The sequence below is a fragment of the Amycolatopsis sp. PSD-21 genome (assembly GCF_055561455.1).
On record NZ_CM145712.1, the window covers coordinates 2,340,374 to 2,360,949 of the forward strand.

The window sequence follows — 20,576 nt, forward strand, 5'->3', positions numbered from 1 at the left end:
TGATCTGGGGGTTCACCCCGAACGGCGGGCAACCAGGGCGGGGGCCGGACGTCCCGTGGTCATGAAGCCGAACCGGTGGGCCGCGCTCGCCGCCACCGCACTGACCGCCCTGGCCGTCTTCACCCCGGCCGCCGCCGCCGACGCGCGGGTGCCCGAGGGTTTCGCCCCCGCGTCGACCAGCTGGACCGGGCCGCGGCACGGATTCGTCCTCGGGTTCTCGCCGTGCGGGAAACCCGGATGGTGCGCTTCGCTGCTGGCGACCACCGACGGCGGGAAGCGCTGGCGCCGTGTCGGTGAACCGCCGATCTCCTTGCCGGACAACCACAATCAGGTCAAACTCACGGTGATCGACGGACGCGACGCGTTCCTCTCCGACGGCACCCGGCTGCTCGCCAGCCACGATGGTGGCGGCAAATGGTCCGAGGTGCGCCTCGCCGGGGTCCGGGAACCCTTCTATATTTCGAAGATCGCCGAATCGGGGCCGCGGGTGTTCGCGATGGTCACCGGGTTCGGCACCCCGTCGACGACGACGCTGTACGCCGGGATCGCCGGCACGCGGCTGCTCCTGCCGGTCCCGGGATTCACCGTCACCGGCTCCTCGACCTACGGCGACATCGCGACCAGCGGCGGGATCCAGGTCTCGATGGGGGGGGACCACCGCGTCCAGAAGTATTGGACGTCGTCGGATGGCCTGACCTTCGCGGCCGCGCCGACGCCCTGCCCGGCGGACACTTCGGCTTCGCTGAGCGGCGTCCGGCGAGGACAGGTGCTGGCGCTGTGCAGCGGGGGACCGGGGACGCCGCAGCCGGGGGCGACCGTCCGGCGGCTGTGGCGCGCGCCGAAGCTCGGCGGGCATTTCACCGGGTCGGCGCAGGCGCCCACGCTCGGGATCGACCAGAGCTTCAGCGCGGCGTCGCCCACGGCGGCGACCGTCGCGGCGGAAGGCGGCGGCACCGGATTCCTGCACAGCACGGCCGACGGCGGATCGACCTGGACGACGACCGTGCTCAGCGGCCGCGGCGTCTGCCTCAACGATCTGGACTTCCCGGACGAACGGGTCGGCGTGGTCGTGGACGGCCTGCCCGACGCGGAGGGCGGGTCCGCCGTGTACCGCACCACCGACGGCGGAGTCACCTGGCGCGAGCTCGTCTTCGGGTGATCGGCGCAGGTAGGCAAGGCCCTTGGGGAGGTTCACGTGACAGCACGCCATGTCGTAATCTGTGTACGGTCCGTCGATGTCGAGGGAGCCGTGGGCGCGTTCGCGCGGCCCGTGCGCGGCTGAAGGGTGGAACGTGTCCATGACTTCGGACGAGGTCCGGTCTGTGCCGAGGCGCCCGCTCCCCCTCGACTACAGCAAGCCCAACCTCGCCCGGATGAAGGACGTCCTTCTCGGCGGGCACGACCACTACGAGGTCGACAGGCGGGCGGTGGAGGATCTGCTCGCCATCGCCCCCGACGCGGCCGCGATGGCCAAGGAGTTCCGCTCCTGGGCGAACCGGGTGGTCCGGTTCCTCGCCGGCGCCCGCGGGATCGACCAGTTCCTCGACCTGGGCTCCGGGTTGCCCACCTCGGAGAACACGCATCAGGCGGCGCAGCGGTACAACCCGGACGCGCTGGTCGTCTACGTCGACCACGACCCGGTCGTCCAGGCGCACGGGCTGGCGCTGCTGGAGGACCTGCTCGTCCACGTCAGCGGCGCCGATCTGACCGATCCGGAGCAGACCCTCGCCGATCCGGTGGTCGCCGAGCACATCGAATTCGACCGCCCGGTCGCGGTGATCCTGAACTCGGTGCTGCACCACATCGAAGACTTCGACGAGGCGCGGTCCGTCGTCCGGGCGTACGTCGACGCGATCGCGCCCGGCTCGTACGTGCTGATCACCCACGACTTCACCCCTGGCGAGGGCGCACGCGGCGCGCTCGCCAGGAAGCTCGACGACCTCATGGCGAGCGCCGGGCACCGCACCGTGCATCGCGGCCGCGAGGAGATCGAGTCGCTGTTCGACGGGCTGGAGGTCTTGGAGCCCGGCGTCGTTCACTTGCACGAGTGGTGGCCCGAGGGGCCGCGGCTCGCTCCGCTGTCCGAGCTGAACCACCTGAGCCTCGGCGGGGTGGGGATCAAGCCTTAAGGGGCGGGTCTGCCGGAGCGGCATGTCGCGAAAGCCACTTTCGGGACGTCAGGCGTCGCGAAAGTGGCTTTCGCGACGTGCGCGGAGGGCCGTCCCCGGGCGACGGTCGGCGCGGGCTCGCCTCTGGCGGCTGTGTTGCGAAAGCCACTTTCGCAACGTTGAAGGTTGCGAAAGTGGCTTTCGCAACCCGGGTGGAGGCACCCGACACAAAAGCGCATCAAGCCTTCAGCGAGGCGAACAACGCCGTCAGTTCGTCGTGCGCGGTCCCGAAGTCCTCGGTGTTGCCGGTGAAGGCCAGCTCCAGCGTCTCGCCGTCGGACAGCTCCAGCGTCAGGTACGCGGTGAGCTTCCGGCGGGGGAAGCCGCCCGCGACGATGTCCGAGAACGGGATCCGCCGGGCGCCCGGTTCGGCGCGCAGATCGTCGAGGCCGCGCTCGCGCAGCTTCCGGATCCGCTTGCGGTCCGACACACCGCGCGCCCCGATCAGCCCGGCGAGGCCACGGCGGATCAGCACCGAACGCGCCATCGGCAGCAACACCACTTCGGTGTCGCAGACGATCAGGTCGTAGAGCTTCCGCTTGGCCTTGAGCGCGGTGAACATCCCGAGCATCCGTGCCTCGGCGGGATCCGGCTCCGGCTGGGGTTCCTGCTTGCAGAAGTACCCGGCGGGCACGCTCAGCAGTTGCAGGTTGTGGACCAGTTCGTCGACCGCGCGCGGGCTCCGCACCGCCGGGCCGACCAGTTCGGCGACGTCGAACGGCTCGCCGTCGCCGAGGCACAGTTCCCAGCCGCCGCCCCAGTTCAGGCGGTGCGCGGCGACGCCGTTGTCGATCATCGCGGCGGTGACGGTGTCGGCGAACAGTTCGGTGAGCAGTTGGAGGCCCTCCTCGCGGGACGGCGCCCGCAGGGGTTTGGCGAGCGCGTCGGCGTCCCCGTCGCGCAGCACCCGCACGACCTCGCCGATGGTGCCGCGTGGCGCCAGCCTGCTCTCGATCCCGGCCGCGGTCAGCAGCCTCGCGCCCTCCGCCACCGAAGCCCTGCCCGCGCGTTTGACGACCTCGTCCCAGTCCGCGCGCGGTCCGACGTCGCGGACCAGCACGTTCAGTTCCGCCTCGGGCACGTCGACCTTCGGCGCGCCAAGGAGCGACCAGCCCGGCCGGGCGTCCGGCTTCACCGGGTTGTCCGGCACGCCCGCCAGCGCGGCGATCCGCCGCTTCGTGGGCGGATGGCTGTCGTACTTCGACAGCTCCTCGCCGTCGATGATGTCGTCGGCGTACTCGGCCACCCAGTCCCGCTGGACGGGGTGATTGAGGTACGACCGGAACCCCAGCAGCACGGCGGGAGTGCGCCGGGCCGCCGCGCCGAGCGAGAGATAGCGCTCGGAGTAGTCCTTCCACAGCGGGCTCAGCGTCGCGACCTTCCGCAGCGCCGCGGCCGCCGTCCGGCTGCCCGCCGCGAGCACGGACGCCTCGTCGGCCTGCAGTTCCTGCCGCCGGTTCGCCGACCGCGCGATCAGGAGGTACAGCTTCGAGTACGCGGAGAGCAGGGCCCTGGCGGGGCCGCCGTCCAGCCTGTCGACGGTGAAGGCGAGCGTCTGGGTGCCGCGGTAGGTCAGCGCGAGCAGCCGGGTGTGGCCGCCGCTGTAGTGGCCGAGTTCGTGCGCGAGCACCGCGCGCAGTTCGCTCACGCTCAGCGCGGCCATCAGCGGCAGCCCGATCAGCATCGTGCGGCGGCCCGGCCGCAGGCCGAGGAACCGGGCGTCCTCGGTGACCGCGGCGTTGATCTCGCCGATCAGCACGATCTCGTCCGGCGGCCGCGTCTTCACCTGGGCGGCGAGGTCGTCGATCATCCGCCACAGCGCGGGATGCGCTTCGCGGTCCAGCCGCGGCCCCTCGATCGGGGGACGCCGCGCCCGCAGCGCGCTCACCAGCCCGAAGCCGAGCGCGATCATGATCGCGAGCCCGCCGAGCATGACGTAGGTACCGATCTTGCCCTGGATCCGCAGGCCCGCCAGCACACTGGCGACACCCACCGCGACGACCACCACTGGGAACGCCACGAGCAGAAGTGTCGCGAGGACGGCGCGTCCTCGGGCCTGCATCGTCCGGTTACCTCTTTTCGCACAAGTGCCGTCTGTGCGGCCGAATAGTAACCGGCTACGCAGCGGGCTCGGGCGAGAACAAAGCGCTACGCCCGCGACCTGCGACAGCCCGAAGCCGCGTGAGTGGTCAGGACGGTTCTAACCGTCCTGACCACTCACGAGGGTGATGACTAGGCGACGTTGAACGTGTCGGGATCCGGTCCGGTCCGCTCGCCCCGGTCCAGTACGGACAGCGAAGCGATGTCCTCCTCCGACAGCGTGAACCCGAAGACGTCGAGGTTCTCCTTGATCCGCGACGGCGTCACGGACTTCGGGATGACGACGTTGCCGAGCTGCAGGTGCCACCGCAGGACGATCTGCGCCGGCGTGCGGCCGTGCTTGGCGGCCAGCGCGGTGATCGCGCCCTCGCCGAGCAGGTCGCCGCCCTTGGCCAGCGGGCTCCACGCCTCGGTCGCGATGCCGTGCTTCGCGTCGAATTCGCGCACCGCGGCCTGCTGCAGGTACGGGTGCACCTCGACCTGGTTGACCGCCGGGGTCACCGAGCCGGCGTCGAGAAGCCGTTCGAGATGCGCGGGCTGGAAGTTGGACACGCCGATCGCGCGCACCCGGCCGTCGGCGTAGAGCTTCTCGAAGGCCTTCCACGTGTCGCGGTAGAGATCGCGCTCCGGCGTCGGCCAGTGGATGAGATAGAGGTCCAGCTGCTCGAGGCCCAGCTTGGTCATACTGGCGTCGAACGCCTTCAGCGTGGCGTCGTAGCCCTGTTCGCTGTTCCACAGTTTGGTCGTGATGAACAGCTCGTCGCGGGCGATCCCGGACTCGGCGAGCGCCTTGCCGACGCCCGCTTCGTTGCCGTAGACGGCGGCGGTGTCGATGCTGCGGTAGCCCGCGTCCAGCGCGGCCTTGACCGCGGCGGTGGTCTCCTCGTCCGGCACCTGGAAGACGCCGAACCCGAGCTGCGGCATCTCCACCCCGTTGTTGAGCTTGACGGTGGGAATGTCGGTCACTTGCGTTCCTTTCATGGGTACTGACGGGTCAGGCGGCGGGGGCCAGTTCGGCGCGACGAGCCTTTCGCCGCCCGTGGTCGAGCATGCCCGAGATCACCGCGACCAGCAGTCCGGCGAGCGCCAGGGCGGCGCCGATCCAGTTGGGCGCGGTATAGCCGAGACCCGCGTCGATGGCCTTGCCGCCGAGCCACGCGCCCCCGGCGTTGCCGAGGTTGAACGCGGCGATGTTGGCCGCCGAAGCCAGCGCGGGCGCGCCTTCGGCCTTGTTCATGACGCGGGCCTGAAGCGGCGCGACGGTCGCGAATCCGGCGGCGCCGAAGACCGCGATGGTGATCGCGGCGGGGAGCTGCGCGTGCGCGGTGAAGACGAACACGACCAGCACGGCCGCGAGCACGGCGAGGATGACGTACAGGCTGGGCATCAGCGACCGGTCGGCCGCCTTGCCGCCGAGCAGGTTGCCGACGAACAGGCCGCCGCCGAACAGCACGAGCAGCCAGGTCACCGCGCCGGGGGAGAAGCCGGCGACCTCGGTCATCATCGGGGCGATGTAGGTGAAGGACGCGAACACCCCGGCGAAGCCGAGCGCGGTCATCGCCAGCGCGAGCCACACCTGCGGACGCCGGAACACGGCCAGTTCGCTGCGCAGCCCTGCGCTCTTCGTCGTCGCCTGCACGGGGACCAGCGCGAGGATCCCGATCAGGCCGATCACGCCGAGCGCGCTGACCGCCCAGAACGTCGAACGCCAGCCCAGTGCCTGGCCGAGCGCGGTCCCCGCGGGAACGCCGAGGACGTTGGCGACGGTCAGGCCGGTGAACATCATCGCGATGGCGCCCGCCTGCTTGTTCGGCGCGACCAGCGAGGCGGCGACGACCGCCCCGACACCGAAGAACGCGCCGTGTGAGAGCGCGGCGACCACGCGGCCGGTCATCAGCAGGCCGTAGGTGGGGGCCAGCGCCGAAACGACGTTGCCGGCGATGAACAGGACCATCAGGCCGACCAGGACCGTCTTGCGCGGCACTCGCGACGCGAGCGCGGTCAGCAGCGGGGCGCCGACCACGACGCCCAGCGCGTATCCGGAGATCAGCAGTCCGGCGGAGGGGATCGAGACGCCGAAGTCGCCCGCGACCTCGGGCAGCAGGCCCATGATCACGAACTCGGTGGTGCCGATACCGAAGGCACTGATCGCCAGTGCGAGCAGAGCGGCAGGCATTGGAGGCTCACTTCTTCCCGTAGAGTGGTGTTGTCTGGCGTTGGCAACTACGGGCGTCTGAAATAGTTGCACGCGCCGTATATTGCACACGCTTGATGATGCATGACGCAACGAAGCTCGGGCAACCGGGGAAGAGGTGAACCGTGTCACTGGCCGACGACGCCGTGGAGGCACGCGCGCAGGGCTGGCGGACCCTGGCCGCACTGCACGCGCGGATCGAGGACGCGCTGGAGCGCGCGCTGGCGCAGCAGCACTCGCTGTCCGTCAGCGAGTACACCGTGCTGGACGTACTCGCCCGGCAGGACGGTTTCCACCTGCGGATGAACCAGCTGTCGAACGCCGTCGTGCTCAGCCAGTCGGCGACGACCCGGCTGGTGTCGCGGCTGGAGGACCGGGGGCTGCTGCAGCGGTACCTGTGCCCGGACGACCGGCGGGGGATCTACACGGAGGTCACGCCTGCCGGGCAGGAGCTGCTCGCGGCCGCCCGGCCGACGCACGACGCCGTCCTGACCGAGGCTTTGGCCGCGGCCGAGGAACTCCCCGAACTCGCGCCTTTGGTCGCCGCGCTCGGAAAGCTCACCTTCGCCCGCTCCTGACCCTCGCAAGTAGGTGACTACTCGCGAGCCGGGCTGGCAAGGTGAGGGCGTGGACGATCTTCTGTTGCGCCGGGTCCGGGTCGGCTTGGCGGGTTCCCTGTCGGACGTGCGGATCGAGGGTGGCCGGATCGCGGCCATCGCGGGCCCGGGGCAGGCGGGTGAGGCGTCGGAGATCCTGGACGGGCACGGCGGCACCCTGCTGCCCGGCCTGGTCGACGCGCACGTGCACACCGCCCAGTGGTCGGCCGCGCGCCGCCGGATCCCGCTGGGGGAGGCGACTTCCGCCGCGCACACGGTCGAGCTCGTGCTGGCGCACCTGCTGGCGAATCCCGCGCCGCCCGGCGAGCTCGTGCTCGGCGCCGGGTTCCGCGACGGGCTCTGGCCCGACGCCCCGCACAAGGATCTGCTGCAGAAGGCGCTGCCCGGGCATCCGGTCGCGCTGTTCAGCGCCGACCTCCACACGCTGTGGCTCAGTCCCGCCGCGCTCAAGCTCATCGGTCGCGAGCATCCGACCGGGGTGCTGCTGGAGAACGACTGCATGAGCGCGACGGCCGAACTCCCGATCGCGCCCGAGGACGTCATCGACGGCTGGGTGGCCGACGCCCTCGACGCGGCGGCCGCCCGCGGCGTCACCAGGATCGCCGACTACGAATACGCCGACACGGTCACCGACTGGCGGCGACGGCAGGCGCGGAGACCCCTGCCGGTCCGGGTCTCCTGCGTGATCGCGAAGTACCTGCTCGACACGGCCATCGAGCGCGGCCACCGTTCCGGAGACGTACTGGAGGACAGCGGCGGGCTGCTCACGGTCGGGCCGTTCAAGCTGTTCGTCGACGGTTCGCTGAACACGCGCACCGCGTACTGCGTGGGTCACTACGCCGGAACCGAGTCCCACGGGCTGCTCGAACTGCCGCCCGAGGAGCTGGAACCGTTGATGCGCAAGGCATCCGCGAACGGCCTTTCGCCCGCGGTGCACGCGATCGGCGACCACGCCAACAAGATCGCGCTCGACGCCTTCGCGAAGGTCGGCTGCGCGGGCCGCATCGAGCACGCGCAACTGCTGCGCGCCGAGGACGTCGCGCGGTTCGCCGAGCTGGGTGTCGTGGCGAGTGTGCAGCCCGCCCATCAGCCGGACGACCGCGACGTCGCCGACCGGCATTGGCACGGCTGGACCGACCGCGCCTTCCCGTACGGCGCTCTGCATCGCTCCGGGGTGACGCTGGAGTTCGGTTCGGACGCGCCGGTCGCGCCGCTGGACCCGTGGGACGCGATCGCGTCGGCGGTCAGCCGCACCGACGACGAGCGCCCGCCGTGGCATCCCGAGCAGGCCATGCCGCTGGAGGCCGCGCTCGCCGCGTCGTCCGGTGGCCGGACGTCGGTGGCCGTCGGGGACGTCGCGGATCTGGTCGTCACCGCCGTGGACCCGGTGCGGCTGTCCCCGGCCGGGCTGCGCGACATCCCCGTCACCGCCACGATCATGGACGGCCGTGTCACCTACGCGTCCTGAGTCTTTCCTTGCGGTGGCGCAACGCCTTAATGGAAGGGCATGGATCACCGTCTGCTCGACCGGCTCCGGGACCTCCACCGCTCCTTGAGCACCGACATCGGCTTCGTCACCCGGATGGTCGAGGAGGACGCGCCGCGGGCCGACGTCCTCCGTGATCTCGGGGAACGGCTCACCGACCTCGGCACCGCACTGCTCGCCCGTTCGGACCACGTCGACGCCGACGTGCTCGCGAAGCTGCCCGACGACGGCTGGCTGCCCGAAGCGGGCGAGCATCACCGGGCGCTGCTCGTGGCCCACCACGTCGGCGAGCGGCCGCTGCGCTGCGGGCGGATCTATCTCGCCGTCTGCGGCGCGCCGTGCTTTCCCTTCTACGGCAGGGACCGCTCCCGGCGGACCGCCCGGCACGAGCGGTGCCCGACCTGCCGGGACCGCCTGTTCCGGTGACGGCGGCTGCGAGCGGCGGCGGGGTGCGGCAGGGTCGGATGACATGAGCACCGAGAAGCTGTTCCGGATCGCCATCGCCCTGAAGGGGCTCGACGGCGCCTTGCAACTGCTGGGCGGGCTGGTCCTGCTGATCGTGCCGGCGTCGCTCATCTCCGGTTTCGCGCACGCCGTGGTCACCCGCGACCTGCTCGGCGACCCCGAAGGGACGCTGGCCCGGCACCTCGAACTGGCCGCCGGTCACTTCGCCGAAGGCCGGACGTTCGCCGTCGTGTACCTCGTGGCGCACGGGCTCGTCAAACTCGGCCTGGTCTGGGCGCTGGCGAAGAAGGTGATGCGGGCGTACCCCGTCGCCGCCGTGGTGCTCTCGGCGTTCGTGGTCTACGAGATCCTCCGTGCGATCCACACGCACTCGCTCGCGCTTCCGTTCTTCGCCGCCCTCGACGTGGTGATCGTCGTGCTGATCCTGCGCGAGTACCGGCAGCTCAAACGGGATCGCGTCGCGGCCTGACCGCCCGGTTCAGGCCGCGACGCGAAACTCTTCCGTGGTGACGTCCGCGCCGGGCGGATCCACCACGAGCGCGGTGGCGTTGTCGGAGCCACCGAGCGAGATCGCCGTCCGCACCAGCTCGGTGGCCGCCCTGTCCGGCATCCCGAGGATGTCGAGCATGGTCGGCCCGCTGAGCGTCTTGTGCACACCGTCGCTGGTGAGCAAGAGCCCGCCGGTCGTGACGGTGGCCGTGCCGATCTCGTGCGCACCGGCCGTGCGGACGCTGGTGGTGACGACGTGTTCCATCCGCGGTGTCACGGGTTGTCCGTGGTCGCGGAAGTACTGCGCGAGCGTATGGTCCTTCGTCACCTGCCGCACGGTGTAACCGTCCCAAGCGTACGCCCGTGCGTCCCCGACCCACGCGATGCCATACCCCTCGGCGGTCCGCACGGCCACGACGAGGACGCAGTCACCGGCCTCGCCGAGAGCGAGCACTGCCCGCTGAGCAGCGAGAACGGCCCCGCTCGCCCCCTGCTCGACCGGTGTCCTGGACGCCGCCGAGGCGGCCGTCCGCGCCGCGCGTGCCGCGTTCGGGTGATCTCCGACTCCATCGGCCAGGGCGAACACGATCCCCCGGCCGTCCGGGGCCGCGTACGCCGCGACGGCGTCCGCGTTGTGTTCGCGCGGACCCTGCGCGCTCGCCGTGTGCCAGTGCGGAAGCTCCCTCATGGTCTTCTCCTCACCCCTGGGTGATTCCCTGCTTCCAGGGTGCGCCTTGATCCTGTGGGCGACCTGAGGGTTCGGTGTCATGCGCCTGTCGGTCCGCTCTCGTGCCCGGAGGCGTAACTCACGTGATCAGAGGCGTAACTCGCGTGCTTGGAGGCGTCACACGCGAGTTACGCCTCCGATCACGCGAGTTACGCCTTCAAGCACGCGAGTTACGCCTTGGCGGTCAGCGCAGGCGCGTGATCAGCGTCCGCAGCCAGCTCTCCGCCATCGCCGGTTCCTTCCGCAGATACCGCACCAGCAGGTCCCGCCCGGCCTTCGAACGCCCCGCCTCGACGATCGCGACCGCCTCGGCCAGCCCCCGCAGCCGCTTGTCCGAATGCTCCGGCGCGCGGCCGTTCTCGTCCGACCAGCGCGGCCGCGGGAACGACGCCGTGAGCTTGGGCTGCGTGTTGCCGAAGTAGAGCCAGACCGGCTCGTCGAGCGAGATGTTCCGGACGCCGTTCGCGGGCAGGTCGGCGGGCCAGCCGAACTGCTGCTGCCAGCGGAACGCCGTCGGGCTCGTGTCCTCGCGGATGGTGATCCCGAGGAACCGGATTCGGCCGCGGATGATGCTCCAGGCCTCGCGTTCGTCCTCGATCCAGCGCCGCAGAAATCCGTAGAGCTCGGTGAACGTCTGTCCTGTGTAGACGAGGTCGACGAACACCTTCGGCCGCCCGCGGGCCAGGTCGTGCGGGCTTAGCCCCATCGAAGCGAGATAGCCGCGCAGAGTGTCCACATCGGACTCCTTCAGTCCGCTGTAGACCCCTGCGAACGACAGCGGCAGCTGATGGATCCTTTCCCGCCAAGGGGTTCCGCTCAGCAGATCGTGCACGCTGTCGGCGGAGCGCCCGACGAAGTACAGATCGGCGTCACCGGCGCGGGCGATCACCTTCGCGGCGCATTCGATCAGCTCGTCCAGGAACCACAGCGACGGTTTTCCGGCGCGTTCCAGTAGCGTCCCGAGCTGGTCGGGGCGCACGAGATCCCAGCGGTACGGCCGATTCACGCCGTCCAGGATTCCCGTGCGCCCCACCATTGTCGACGGATTTTCAGGAGAGCAGGTTGTACACCGTCTGCTCGCCGACCGTGGTGGCGCTGTAGTTCTCGGCGACCCATTCGGAGATCTCGTTCGAGCCGCCACCCGGACCACCGCCGCGGCCGCCTTCGACGTAGTAGGTGATGTCGCCGTTGGCCACGTACTGCTGGAATTCCGCCAGCGTCGGGGCGGGATCCCCGCCGCTCCAGCCGCCGATGCCGATCACCGGCTTCCCGCTCGCGAGTTCCAGGTTCGCCGCCGACTGCGAACTCGTCGTCGCGGCGGCCCATTTCGTCGTGGTCGCGGCGAGCGCGGCCCCGAGCTCCGCGGACGAACCTTCCTCCATTCCCATGCCCATTCCCCGTTCGCCGCCGGTCGACGGGCCGGAGATCGGGATGGAACCGGAGTGGGCCTGCGAAGCGGTCGCGATGCCGTACGCGGTGGTGCCGAGCCCGACGGTCAGGACTGCGGCCGTCGCGACGACGGCGACGAGTTTGCGCGCCGGAGGGACACCCACCAGCACGACGGTCGCGGTCAGCAGGCCGAGCCCGGCGACGATCCAGCGCAACGCGGGCAGCCAATCCGCGTCGCGGTCCAGCAGGATGTACGCCCAGACGGCGCTGGCCGCGATCATCAGCGACAGGAACACCCGAGGCGCGAGATGCGCCCGGCCGCGCCACAACGAGGTCCCGGAGATCGCCACCACGGCGGCGATCGACGGCGCCAGCGCGACGGCGTAGTACGGGTGCACGATGCCGCTCATGAAGCTGAACACCAGCGCGGTGACGAGCATCCAGCCGCCCCACACGATCAGCGCGGCCCGCGTCCGGTCGGTCCCGGCGGCCCGCCGGGTGAACCACAGCCCCGCGACCAGCCCGATCAGCGCCGCGGGCAGCAGCCACGACACCTCGCCGCCGAAGCTCGCGCCAAACATCCGGGTCAGGCCGCTCTCCCCGCCGAAACCGACGTTCCCGCCGCCGGAGCCGACAGAGCCGCCGGGGCCGCCGACCATCACGCCGCCGCCCCGGCCGAAGATCCGGCCGAGTCCGTTGTAGCCCAAGGCCAGTTCGAGCAGGCTGTCGCCGTCCGAACCCCCGATGTACGGACGCGAGTCCGTCGGCCAGAGATCGACCAGCGCGATGAACCAGCCCGCCGAGACGACCACGGCGACCACCGCGCCTGCCAGGTGGAGCAACCGTTTCCCGAGCGACGCCGGCGCCGCGACCAGGTAGGCGAGGCCGAACGCGGGCAGCACCAGGAACGCCTGCATCATCTTGGTCAGGAAGCCGAACCCGATGGCGACGCCGGCGAAGGCCAGCCAGCGCGGGCTCGCCTTTTCGATCGCGCGGATCGTGCAGTATCCGCCGGCGATCAGCAGGAGCGTCAGGAACGCGTCGGGGTTGTTGAACCTGAACATGAGCGCGGCGACCGGGGTGACGGCGAAGGCCGCCCCGGCGAACAGACCGGCGACGGGGCCGGAGGTCCGTTTCACCGTCAGGTACAGCAGGCCGACCGAGGCGACTCCCATCAGCGCCTGCGGCGCCAGCACGGTGAAACTCGAGAAGCCGAAGAGCCGGGCGAACGCCGTCGTCACCCAGAGCGCGGCGGGCGGTTTGTCGACGGTGAGCACGTTCCCGGCGTCGAGCGAGCCGAACAGCCACGCCTTCCAGTCCTGCGTGCCGGACTGCACCGCCGCGGCGTAGAACGAGTTGCCGTAGCCGGAGGCGGTCAGATTCCACAGATATAGCAGCGCGGTGGCGGCGAGCAGCCCGAAGACCGCGGGCCGGACCCACCGGCCGGATGGTTTCGTGGCGCTTTCCCCGGCGTGGCCGGGTTCAACCCGGGAAGCGAGTGCGGTGGTCATGGGGTCAGCTCTCCATCTCGGTGGCGGGGCGGCGGCGGAACACCCAGCCGCGCAGCAGCAGGAAGCGCAGGACGGTGGCCGCGAGGTTCGCGAGCACGAGCGCGGTGATCTCGAGCGGCAGGCCGGGAGCCGTCATCGTGTGCAGCAGCGCCAGCGCGCCACTGGTGAGCGCGAGCCCGAGGCCGAACACGATGAGACCCTGGAACTGGTGCAGCCCGGCGCCTTCCCGGCCGCGGATGCCGAACGTCAGCCGCCGGTTGAGCGCGGTGTTGCCGATCGCGGTCACCAGCAGCGCGACGAGATTCGCCGCCTGCGCGCCGGTGAACGTCCGCAGCAGCAGGAAGAGCACGAGGTAGGCGATGGTGCTGGCGACGCCGACGGCGGCGAACCGCACCAGCTGCCGCACCAGGCTCGGCGCCACACCCGGCGCCTGTACCTGGATCGGTGCGCGGCCGAGTTGTTCGCGCAGGCCGCTGATCGGGATCCGCCCCGTCATCGTCGCCTTGGCCAGCCGCGCGATCCCTTTGAGATCGGCGGTCGCGGTGGCGATGATGTTCACCGACGAGTCCGGGTCGTCCACCCAGTCGACGGGGACCTCGTGGATCCGCAGCCCGGCCTTCTGCGCCAGGACGAGCAGTTCGGTGTCGAAGAACCAGCCGGTGTCCTGGATGTGGGGGAGCAGCCGCTCGGCGACGTCGGCGCGGATGGCCTTGAAGCCGCACTGCGCGTCGCTGAACCTCGCCGCCAGCGTGCCGCGCAGGATCAGGTTATAGCAGCGGGAGATGAACTCCCGTTTCGGCCCGCGCACCACCCGTGCGCCGCGGGCGAGCCTGCTGCCGATGGCGAGGTCGGAGTGACCGGACAGCAGCGGCGCGACGAGCGGTCCGAGCGCGGCCAGATCGGTCGAGAGGTCGACGTCCATGTACGCGAGCACCGGAGCGTCCGAAGTGGACCAGACCGAGCGCAGCGCGCGGCCGCGGCCCTTTTCGTCGAGGTGGCGGACTTCGACGTCGTCGAATTCGCGGCTCAGCCGTTCGGCGACCCGCAGGGTGCCGTCCGTGCTGGCGTTGTCGGCGACGGTGATCCGAAACGGGTACGGGAACTGCTCCACGAGGTGCGCGCGCAATCGCCGGACGCACGGTTCGAGGTCGGTTTCCTCGTTGTAGACAGGGATGACGACGTCAAGCACGGGGGAGCCGTCCGGGGCGATGGCGGGGCGGTGGCCGGGGTCGGAGAGGATCGCGGTTGTCATGGTGTCAATCTCGGTCATCGCGCTGAGGTCGCCTTGTGTCCGAGCTGTGCTGTCGCTGTGTCCTGTCACGGGAATCACCGGCTCAGGTCGTAGACGGTGACACCGTCCACAGTGGTCGGTGTGAAGGTGTCCGCGACCCAGGCGGCGATCCGCTCGGCGGCGTCGCTGCCGCTTTCTCCGCGCATCATCATTCCTTCGCCGAGGAAGTAGTGGATCTGTCCATTTCGGACGTACTCCTGGAATCGTTCCAGCGTGGGGGCCGGATCCGTGCCGTTGAACCCGCCGACGGCCATCACCGGGGCGCCGCTGCCGAGCTGATACCCCGCCGCGTTGTTGGAGCCCACGGTCGCCGCCGCCCAGGTGTACCCGGCACTGTCCTGCCGGATCAGGGCGGCGAGTTCGTCTCCGGGCAGGCTCGTCCCGAGCAGTCCGCCGCCGCCCATCCGCATGCCCCGGCCAAGATCCGGCCCGGCGGAGGGAAGCGCGCCGGAGTGCGGGGTGGCGGCCGTCGCGACCGTGTACGCGCCGGTGCCCGCGAGAACGGTGACCAGTGTGCCTGCCGCGAGCAGGCGCCTTGCCGCGCCGGGCAATCGCGAGGCGAAGAACAGCAGGAACGCGCACAGCAGACCGGCCACGAGGATCGCGATCGACAACCCGGGAAGCCAGTCGGATCGCCGGGACAGCAGGAGGTACGCCGTCAACCCGGTCAAGCCGACTCCCGCGCTCAAGGTGCCCGCGGCGGCCGGATTCCCTCGTGCGCGCCACAACCGGGTGCCCGCGATCCCGATGAGCGCGGCGATCGCCGGGGCGAGCGCGATCGTGTAGTAGGCGTGGATGATCCCGCTCATGTAGCTGAACACCAGGGCGGTCACCAGGAACCAGCCACCCCAGACGATCAGCGCCGCCCGCCCGCGATCGGTGCGCGGGGCGCGGCGGGTGAACCATAGCCCGGCGGCCAGCGCGACGACGGCGGCCGGAAACAGCCACGCGATCCCGCCCGCCATCTCATTGCCGAACAACCGATCCCAGCCTGTGCCACCCCAGCCGCCGTTGGGGTTTCCGCCGACACTGCCGACTTCGTCGCCGGTGATGCGGCCGAGGCCGTTGTAGCCGAAAGCCAGTTCCCACAGGCTGTTCTCCTGCGAGCCACCGATGTACGGCCGGTCGGCGGCCGGCCACAGCGCGACGACGGCGAGGTACCAGCCTGCCGACAGGAGGGTCGCGCCCAAGGCGCCGAGCAGGTGCAGCAGGCGGCGGCCCACCGTCGTCGGAGCGGCGATCAGGTAGGCGAGCCCGAACGCGGGCAGCACCAGGAACGCCTGCAGCATCTTGGCGAGGAAGCCGAATCCGACGGCGACCCCGGCCAAGGCCAGCCAGCGCGGGCTCGCGTTCTCCAGCGCGCGGACGACGCAGTAGGCGCCCGCGGTCAGGAGCAGGACGAGCAGCGCGTCGGGATTGTTGAACCGGAACATCAGCGCGGCGGCCGGGGTGAGCGCGAGGACGGTGCCCGCCAGCAATCCCGCGGCCGGACCGGAAGTCCGGCGCACCGCGGCGAACAGCAACGCCACCGAACCGACGCCCATCAACGCCTGCGGCACGAGGACACTCCACGCGTCGACGCCGAACAAGCGCGCGGAAAGGCTCATCACCCACAACGCGGCCGGTGTCTTGTCGACCGTGATCGCGTTCGCGGCGTCACTGGAACCGAAGAACAACGCCTTCCAGCTCAGCGAACCGGCCTGCGCGGCCGCGGAGTAGAAAGCGTTGGCCCAGCCGGATTCCCCGAGATTCCAGAGATACAGGACGGCGGTCGCGAGCAGCAGCGCGGCCACGGACGGCCGGACCCAGCGCGGATCGGCCGGTCGGTCCCGGGCGGAGGGGGCGGTTCGATCGGCTTCGTCGCGGGAGGCGAGGAGGGTCATGGGCTCAGCGTCGGGGGCCGACCTGGGGTGTGGTTGTGCCGAAGCTGTGCACCCGCTGTGAGGATCCGATCACCGGCAGATGGACGGCGAACTCGGTGTGTCCCGGACGGCTGTGCACCTCGATCGTGCCGTGGTGCGCCACGACGATGGCCGACGCGATCGCCATCCCGAGCCCGGTGCTGCCCGCCGTCCGGGACCGGGAGGAGTCGCCGCGAGCGAACCGCTCGAACACGCTCGGCAGGAGGTCGGGAGCGATACCGGGCCCGTCGTCGGTGACGGTGAGCACCGCGGCCCCGCCGTGCGAGTGGGTCAGCGCGGTGATCACCGTGGTGCCCGGCGGGGTGTGCGTGCGCGCGTTGGACAGCAGGTTCGCCAAAACCTGATGCAGGCGCTGGACGTCACCGCGGACGAGCACGGGAACCGGCGGGAGCCGCAGTTCCCAATGGTGCTCCGGACCGGCGACATGTGCGTCGCCGACCGCATCCGCGGCCAGGCGGGTCAGATCGACTTCGCCCGTTTCGAGCGGGCGGCCCGCGTCGAGCCTCGCCAGGAGCAGAAGGTCCTCGACCAGGGTCGTCATCCGCGCGGCCTCGGACTGGATCCGCGCCATCGAATGGGCGATCTCCGGCGGCGCCAGCGCGCTGCCGCGGCCCGCGAGTTCGGCGTACCCGCGGATCGCCGCGAGCGGGGTGCGGAGCTCGTGGCTCGCGTCGGCGACGAACCGGCGGACCCGGGTCTCGCTGGCGTGCCGGGCTTCGAGCGCCCGTGCGATATGCCCGAGCATGAGGTTCAGCGCCGAACCGACCTGGCCGACCTCGGTCCGCGGATCGGTGTCGATCTCGGGCACCCGCACCGAAAGCGCGACCTGGCCGCGATCGAGCCGCATCGCCGACACCCGGCCCGCGGTCGCCGCGACCCGGTCGAGCGGCCGCAGCGTGCGCCGGACCGCGAACGCGCCGAGGAACCCGGCGCCGGTGACCCCCGCCGCCGCGACCCCGAACAGGATCCACCGGACGGTGGTCAAGGTGTCCTGCACCGGCCGGAGCGGAAGCCCGGTGACGACCACGCCGCCGGGAATCGAGACGGCCTGCACGCGGTAGTCGCCCAGCCCGCCGATCGTCAGCGTCATCGGCGGCCGGTCCGCCGGGATCGAGAACAGGCCGGACTCCTGCTCGGCCGACAGCCCTTGCGGAAGTCCTTGCACGGTGAGGACTCCCGCGTAGAGCACGCGGTCGCCGGACACGCGCACGCTCAGCGTCCCGGAGGCCTGGCCGGGCGCGTTGAGCGGATTGGGACCGAGACCGTCCTCCGGCGGCCGGCTCGCGAAGTCGTGGGCGCGGGCCGACGCGGCGGAGAGCTGGTCGTCGATCTGGCGGGTGAGGAACGACCGCAGGGCTATCTCGCCGGAGACGCCGATCACCAGGCAGACGAAGGTGAGCAGCAGCACCATCGAGCCGGTCAGCTTGGCGCGCAGGGAAAGCCGCCCGGGCCGGAACCACCGGCGCGGGCCGGTGGTCGGGACCGGACCGGGTGCCATGACCCGAGCGTGCGCCGCGGTCGTATGCGCGCGTTGTGTCCCGCCTGTGAGCCCGCTGTGTGCCTGGGCGGCGGGAGGCCTTCACTGCCTCGGGCGTGCATTCCTTGGCGCGAAAGCCACTTTCGGGACATCAGACGTCCCGAAAGTGGCTTTCGCGACACGCCTTTGGTCGGTCGGAAGTACATGAAGGGGTCCTTCACAGCGCTAGGCGCAATGAAGGACCCCTTCATGTACTAGGGAAGGTGACGGTCGAAGTCGCGGGACGGGTCAGCGGTCGTAGTCCACGGCCAGTTCGGGGGAGGTGGCCACCGCCCGGCAGGTCAGGATCCGCCCCGCCGCGACCTCGTCGTCCCCGAGCGCGTAGTGCACGTCCATCCGCGCGCTGCCCCGCACCACCGTCGCCCGGCAGGTGCCGCAGGCCCCGCCGACGCACGCGTACGGCGCGTCGACGCCGTGCCGGAGCGCGGCGCTGAGCACGGTTTCGCCCACCGTCGCGGGGATTTCGGCGGTCTTCCCGCCCGCGGTCACCGTCAGCGTCGAGCCCGGCCGCCGCGAGGGGCGGACGGGCAGCGCGCCCTGGAACAGTTCGAAGTGGACGTTCTCCTCGGGGACGTCGCGGTCCGCGAGGGTCCGGCGGGCCATGTCGACGAGGTCGCGCGGGCCGCACAGGAACCACTCGTCCACCTTCGCCGGGTGCAGCCGCGACTGCAGCAACGCGCGGAGACGGGTGCCGTCCAGACGGCCGCGCTGGTAGCGCTCGTGCGAGATGGCGAGCGCCTCCCCGACGATGTCGAACGGCCTCTCGAGCCGTTGCGTGCGTAGATCCGGGTCGCGTTCGTCCGTGCGGTAGTGCACCACGTGCAGCCGCCCGCCCAGCCTCGCGGCGAGGGCGGCGAGTTCGCCGGCGAACATCGTGCTGGCACCGGAGGTGTTGATGTAGAGGAGGGTCGCCTTGCTGTTCGGCTCGTCCTGCAAGGTCGCGGTGAGGATCGAGAGGATCGGCGTGATCCCGCTGCCCGCGGCGAGCGCGACGTAGCGGCCGGCGCGGCTCCGCGCCGGGGTCAGCGTGAACTCCCCGTCCGGCGGCAGGACGTCCAGCGCGTCACCCGCCGCGAGTTCCGTGGTGGCGAACGTCGAGAACGCGCCGCCGAGCTGATGCTTGATCGCGATCCGCAGCACGCCGGAGTCCGGCGTCGAACAGATCGAGTAGGCGCGCCGCACCTCTTCCCCGTCGACCTCCGCGCGGATGACGAGATGCTGGCCGGGGGTGAACCGGAAGGTCTCCCGCAGCCGTTCCGGGACGTCGAACGTCACGGTGACGGCGCCCTCGCACAGCGGCCGGACCTCGGCGACCCGCAGCGAGTGGAACCGGCTCGGCTGCCGGGGCTGGGGCGCGGGCGGTTCCTCGTCGAAGGAATCGGTGAGCTGACGCCATTCGCGGTACTCCGACGACGTCAGCTCGCGGCCCCACGGGGTGGCGATCGGGACGTCCCTGGCGAGGTACGCGTCGCGGTTGTCCCGCCACGTGCGCAGGTAGCGGTAGAACGGGATCGCGGGGTGGAGGTGGTGCACCAGGTGGTAGTTCTGGCACAGCATGATCGGCGTCATCAGCCATTCGAGCCCGACGCGGACGCGCGTGGCGCCGAACCGGTTCTGCCGCTGCGCGCCGAGGTCGTGATGCGGCAGCCAGTCGAACCACCAGGCCAGCACGGCCAGCCCGACGCGCTGCGGGATCAGGTAGACCATCAGCAGTTCCCAGCCGTGGCCGCTCACCGTCAGCCAGGCGAACGCGGCGAGGCTCAGCGTGACGGCGGCCGCGGTCTCGGCCCGCTCCGACGGCGGCCGCGTGCGCTGCCGTGCCACGTAGAAGCGGGCGTACCAGAAGTCGATGGTCAGCCAGCGCAGCGGCAGTTGCCACCAGGGGCCGTGCGCGGTCCAGGCGTCGGGATCGGTGTGGGCGTCCTCGTTGGTGTTGCGGTGGTGCTCCAGATGGATGTAGCGCACCAGGGGGAAGGAGCCGTAGACCGCCACGAACGGCATCGCGATCCTGCCGAGCAGTTCGTTGACCCAGGTGAGCTGTCCGGCCGCGTGGTGCGTCGACTCGTGCAGCACGGTGAACATGGTGAAGGTGACGAGCGCGTGCAGGGGAATGGTCACCCAGAGCGGCGCGGCCTCGTTGACGACCAGCCAGGTGGCACCCGTCCAGACCATGGCGCCGCCGACGAACAGCAGCACCGTCGGCACCGAGACCACCGGCAGCGGGAGACGCGGGTTGGGCACACCGCGTCTCGGTCTTCTCTCGGACGATTCCCCCGTGTCCCCGGACCGGGTTACGGCGACGGTCATCGATCGTTCCCCTCGGTCGATGCTACCGGGACAAGCTGTCACACCGTAGACAATTAGTATTGGTTTGTAAACTTCATCCGATCGCCGAAACGCCTCGTCACGGCGCCCGATGGTGAATCGTGGCACGCATCCGTGTCCAGGAAAGGGCCGGTTCGTAACAGAGAAGAACCGAAAACTGGTCCGATCGGGTGGTCGGCCGGTGGTTGCTGCGACGTCCTTCGAAACCCGTGAGCGGCGGATGAGGACGGGGTGGTGGCGGCGGTGGTGGCCCCGGGACCGGACCGGTGAGCGACACGGCCTAGACTCGGACGGCCCGGTCTGCAAGGTGACCAGGGCACATCCGCCGTCGACGACATGCGGATGCTCAAACACA

The 20,576-nt window shown here is 70.7% G+C and carries 16 protein-coding genes; 6 read left to right on the forward strand and 10 right to left on the reverse strand.

What is annotated here, in order from left to right; genetic code table 11:
* Nucleotides 1-61 precede the first annotated feature (61 nt).
* Both ACZ1DY_RS11410 and ACZ1DY_RS11415 read left to right on the forward strand, forming a co-directional pair.
* Nucleotides 62-1,159, forward strand: a complete 1,098-nt coding sequence (locus tag ACZ1DY_RS11410) for a WD40/YVTN/BNR-like repeat-containing protein (protein ID WP_465484301.1) — start codon at nt 62-64, stop codon at nt 1,157-1,159.
* A gap of 139 nt (nt 1,160-1,298) precedes the next feature.
* Nucleotides 1,299-2,129, forward strand: coding sequence for an SAM-dependent methyltransferase (locus ACZ1DY_RS11415; protein ID WP_465484302.1), 831 nt, complete (start codon nt 1,299-1,301; stop codon nt 2,127-2,129).
* 217 nt (nt 2,130-2,346) lie between these two features.
* On the opposite strand, the gene ACZ1DY_RS11420 is transcribed toward ACZ1DY_RS11415, so the two are convergent.
* From ACZ1DY_RS11420 to ACZ1DY_RS11430, 3 genes are all read right to left on the reverse strand, one after another.
* Nucleotides 2,347-4,188, reverse strand: a complete 1,842-nt coding sequence (locus tag ACZ1DY_RS11420) for a M48 family metalloprotease (RefSeq protein WP_465484303.1) — start codon at nt 4,186-4,188, stop codon at nt 2,347-2,349.
* Between the two features lie 212 nt (nt 4,189-4,400).
* Nucleotides 4,401-5,234: an aldo/keto reductase gene (locus tag ACZ1DY_RS11425; protein WP_457956727.1), complete on the reverse strand. Its 834-nt coding sequence runs from the start codon at nt 5,232-5,234 to the stop codon at nt 4,401-4,403.
* Nucleotides 5,235-5,262: 28 nt separating this feature from the next.
* A complete protein-coding gene (locus tag ACZ1DY_RS11430) occupies nt 5,263-6,444 on the reverse strand; it encodes an MFS transporter (RefSeq protein ID WP_257488336.1) in 1,182 nt (393 codons plus the stop codon).
* 143 nt (nt 6,445-6,587) lie between these two features.
* Here ACZ1DY_RS11430 and ACZ1DY_RS11435 point away from each other — a divergent pair, with 143 nt between their 5' ends.
* From ACZ1DY_RS11435 to ACZ1DY_RS11450, 4 genes are read left to right on the forward strand one after another with little or no spacing between them, the layout of a single operon-like run.
* Nucleotides 6,588-7,040: a MarR family winged helix-turn-helix transcriptional regulator gene (locus ACZ1DY_RS11435; RefSeq protein WP_257488335.1), complete on the forward strand. Its 453-nt coding sequence runs from the start codon at nt 6,588-6,590 to the stop codon at nt 7,038-7,040.
* A 49-nt stretch (nt 7,041-7,089) separates the two neighbouring features.
* Entirely contained in the window at nt 7,090-8,547 is a 1,458-nt protein-coding gene (locus ACZ1DY_RS11440; RefSeq protein WP_465484304.1) for an amidohydrolase, read from the forward strand.
* A gap of 39 nt (nt 8,548-8,586) precedes the next feature.
* Entirely contained in the window at nt 8,587-8,991 is a 405-nt protein-coding gene (locus ACZ1DY_RS11445) for a hypothetical protein (RefSeq protein ID WP_126729782.1), read from the forward strand.
* A 43-nt stretch (nt 8,992-9,034) separates the two neighbouring features.
* Nucleotides 9,035-9,499, forward strand: coding sequence for a DUF2127 domain-containing protein (locus ACZ1DY_RS11450; protein WP_465484305.1), 465 nt, complete (start codon nt 9,035-9,037; stop codon nt 9,497-9,499).
* Between the two features lie 9 nt (nt 9,500-9,508).
* Here ACZ1DY_RS11450 and ACZ1DY_RS11455 read toward each other — a convergent pair whose 3' ends face one another.
* The 7 genes from ACZ1DY_RS11455 to ACZ1DY_RS11485 form a co-directional block, all read right to left on the reverse strand.
* Complete coding sequence (locus tag ACZ1DY_RS11455) at nt 9,509-10,207, reverse strand: PP2C family protein-serine/threonine phosphatase (RefSeq protein WP_465484306.1); 699 nt, start codon at nt 10,205-10,207, stop codon at nt 9,509-9,511.
* A gap of 223 nt (nt 10,208-10,430) precedes the next feature.
* Nucleotides 10,431-11,252 carry a hypothetical protein gene (locus tag ACZ1DY_RS11460; RefSeq protein ID WP_465484307.1) on the reverse strand — a complete coding sequence of 274 codons (822 nt, stop codon included), beginning with the start codon at nt 11,250-11,252 and terminating at the stop codon, nt 10,431-10,433.
* 43 nt (nt 11,253-11,295) lie between these two features.
* Nucleotides 11,296-13,146, reverse strand: a complete 1,851-nt coding sequence (locus ACZ1DY_RS11465; RefSeq protein ID WP_465484308.1) for a glycosyltransferase family 39 protein — start codon at nt 13,144-13,146, stop codon at nt 11,296-11,298.
* Nucleotides 13,147-13,150: 4 nt separating this feature from the next.
* Complete coding sequence (locus tag ACZ1DY_RS11470) at nt 13,151-14,398, reverse strand: bifunctional glycosyltransferase family 2/GtrA family protein (RefSeq protein ID WP_465484309.1); 1,248 nt, start codon at nt 14,396-14,398, stop codon at nt 13,151-13,153.
* Nucleotides 14,399-14,472: 74 nt separating this feature from the next.
* Nucleotides 14,473-16,320, reverse strand: a complete 1,848-nt coding sequence (locus ACZ1DY_RS11475) for an ArnT family glycosyltransferase (RefSeq protein WP_465484310.1) — start codon at nt 16,318-16,320, stop codon at nt 14,473-14,475.
* Between the two features lie 4 nt (nt 16,321-16,324).
* Nucleotides 16,325-17,857 carry a sensor histidine kinase gene (locus tag ACZ1DY_RS11480; protein ID WP_465484311.1) on the reverse strand — a complete coding sequence of 511 codons (1,533 nt, stop codon included), beginning with the start codon at nt 17,855-17,857 and terminating at the stop codon, nt 16,325-16,327.
* 267 nt (nt 17,858-18,124) lie between these two features.
* Nucleotides 18,125-20,137 (reverse strand): fatty acid desaturase, encoded by a 2,013-nt coding sequence (locus ACZ1DY_RS11485; protein WP_465484312.1) that lies wholly within the window; start codon nt 20,135-20,137, stop codon nt 18,125-18,127.
* Nucleotides 20,138-20,576 lie beyond the last annotated feature (439 nt).

Bases quoted from the DNA above. Each gene is read 5' to 3' on its own strand.
- ACZ1DY_RS11465 (WP_465484308.1), bottom strand. From the start codon at position 13,146: ATGACCACCGCACTCGCTTCCCGGGTTGAACCCGGCCACGCCGGGGAA.
- ACZ1DY_RS11480 (WP_465484311.1), bottom strand. From the start codon at position 17,857: ATGGCACCCGGTCCGGTCCCGACCACCGGCCCGCGCCGGTGGTTCCGG.
- ACZ1DY_RS11450 (WP_465484305.1), top strand. From the start codon at position 9,035: ATGAGCACCGAGAAGCTGTTCCGGATCGCCATCGCCCTGAAGGGGCTC.
- ACZ1DY_RS11430 (WP_257488336.1), bottom strand. From the start codon at position 6,444: ATGCCTGCCGCTCTGCTCGCACTGGCGATCAGTGCCTTCGGTATCGGC.
- ACZ1DY_RS11410 (WP_465484301.1), top strand. From the start codon at position 62: ATGAAGCCGAACCGGTGGGCCGCGCTCGCCGCCACCGCACTGACCGCC.
- ACZ1DY_RS11445 (WP_126729782.1), top strand. From the start codon at position 8,587: ATGGATCACCGTCTGCTCGACCGGCTCCGGGACCTCCACCGCTCCTTG.
- ACZ1DY_RS11475 (WP_465484310.1), bottom strand. From the start codon at position 16,320: ATGACCCTCCTCGCCTCCCGCGACGAAGCCGATCGAACCGCCCCCTCC.
- ACZ1DY_RS11470 (WP_465484309.1), bottom strand. From the start codon at position 14,398: ATGACAACCGCGATCCTCTCCGACCCCGGCCACCGCCCCGCCATCGCC.
- ACZ1DY_RS11455 (WP_465484306.1), bottom strand. From the start codon at position 10,207: ATGAGGGAGCTTCCGCACTGGCACACGGCGAGCGCGCAGGGTCCGCGC.
- ACZ1DY_RS11415 (WP_465484302.1), top strand. From the start codon at position 1,299: ATGACTTCGGACGAGGTCCGGTCTGTGCCGAGGCGCCCGCTCCCCCTC.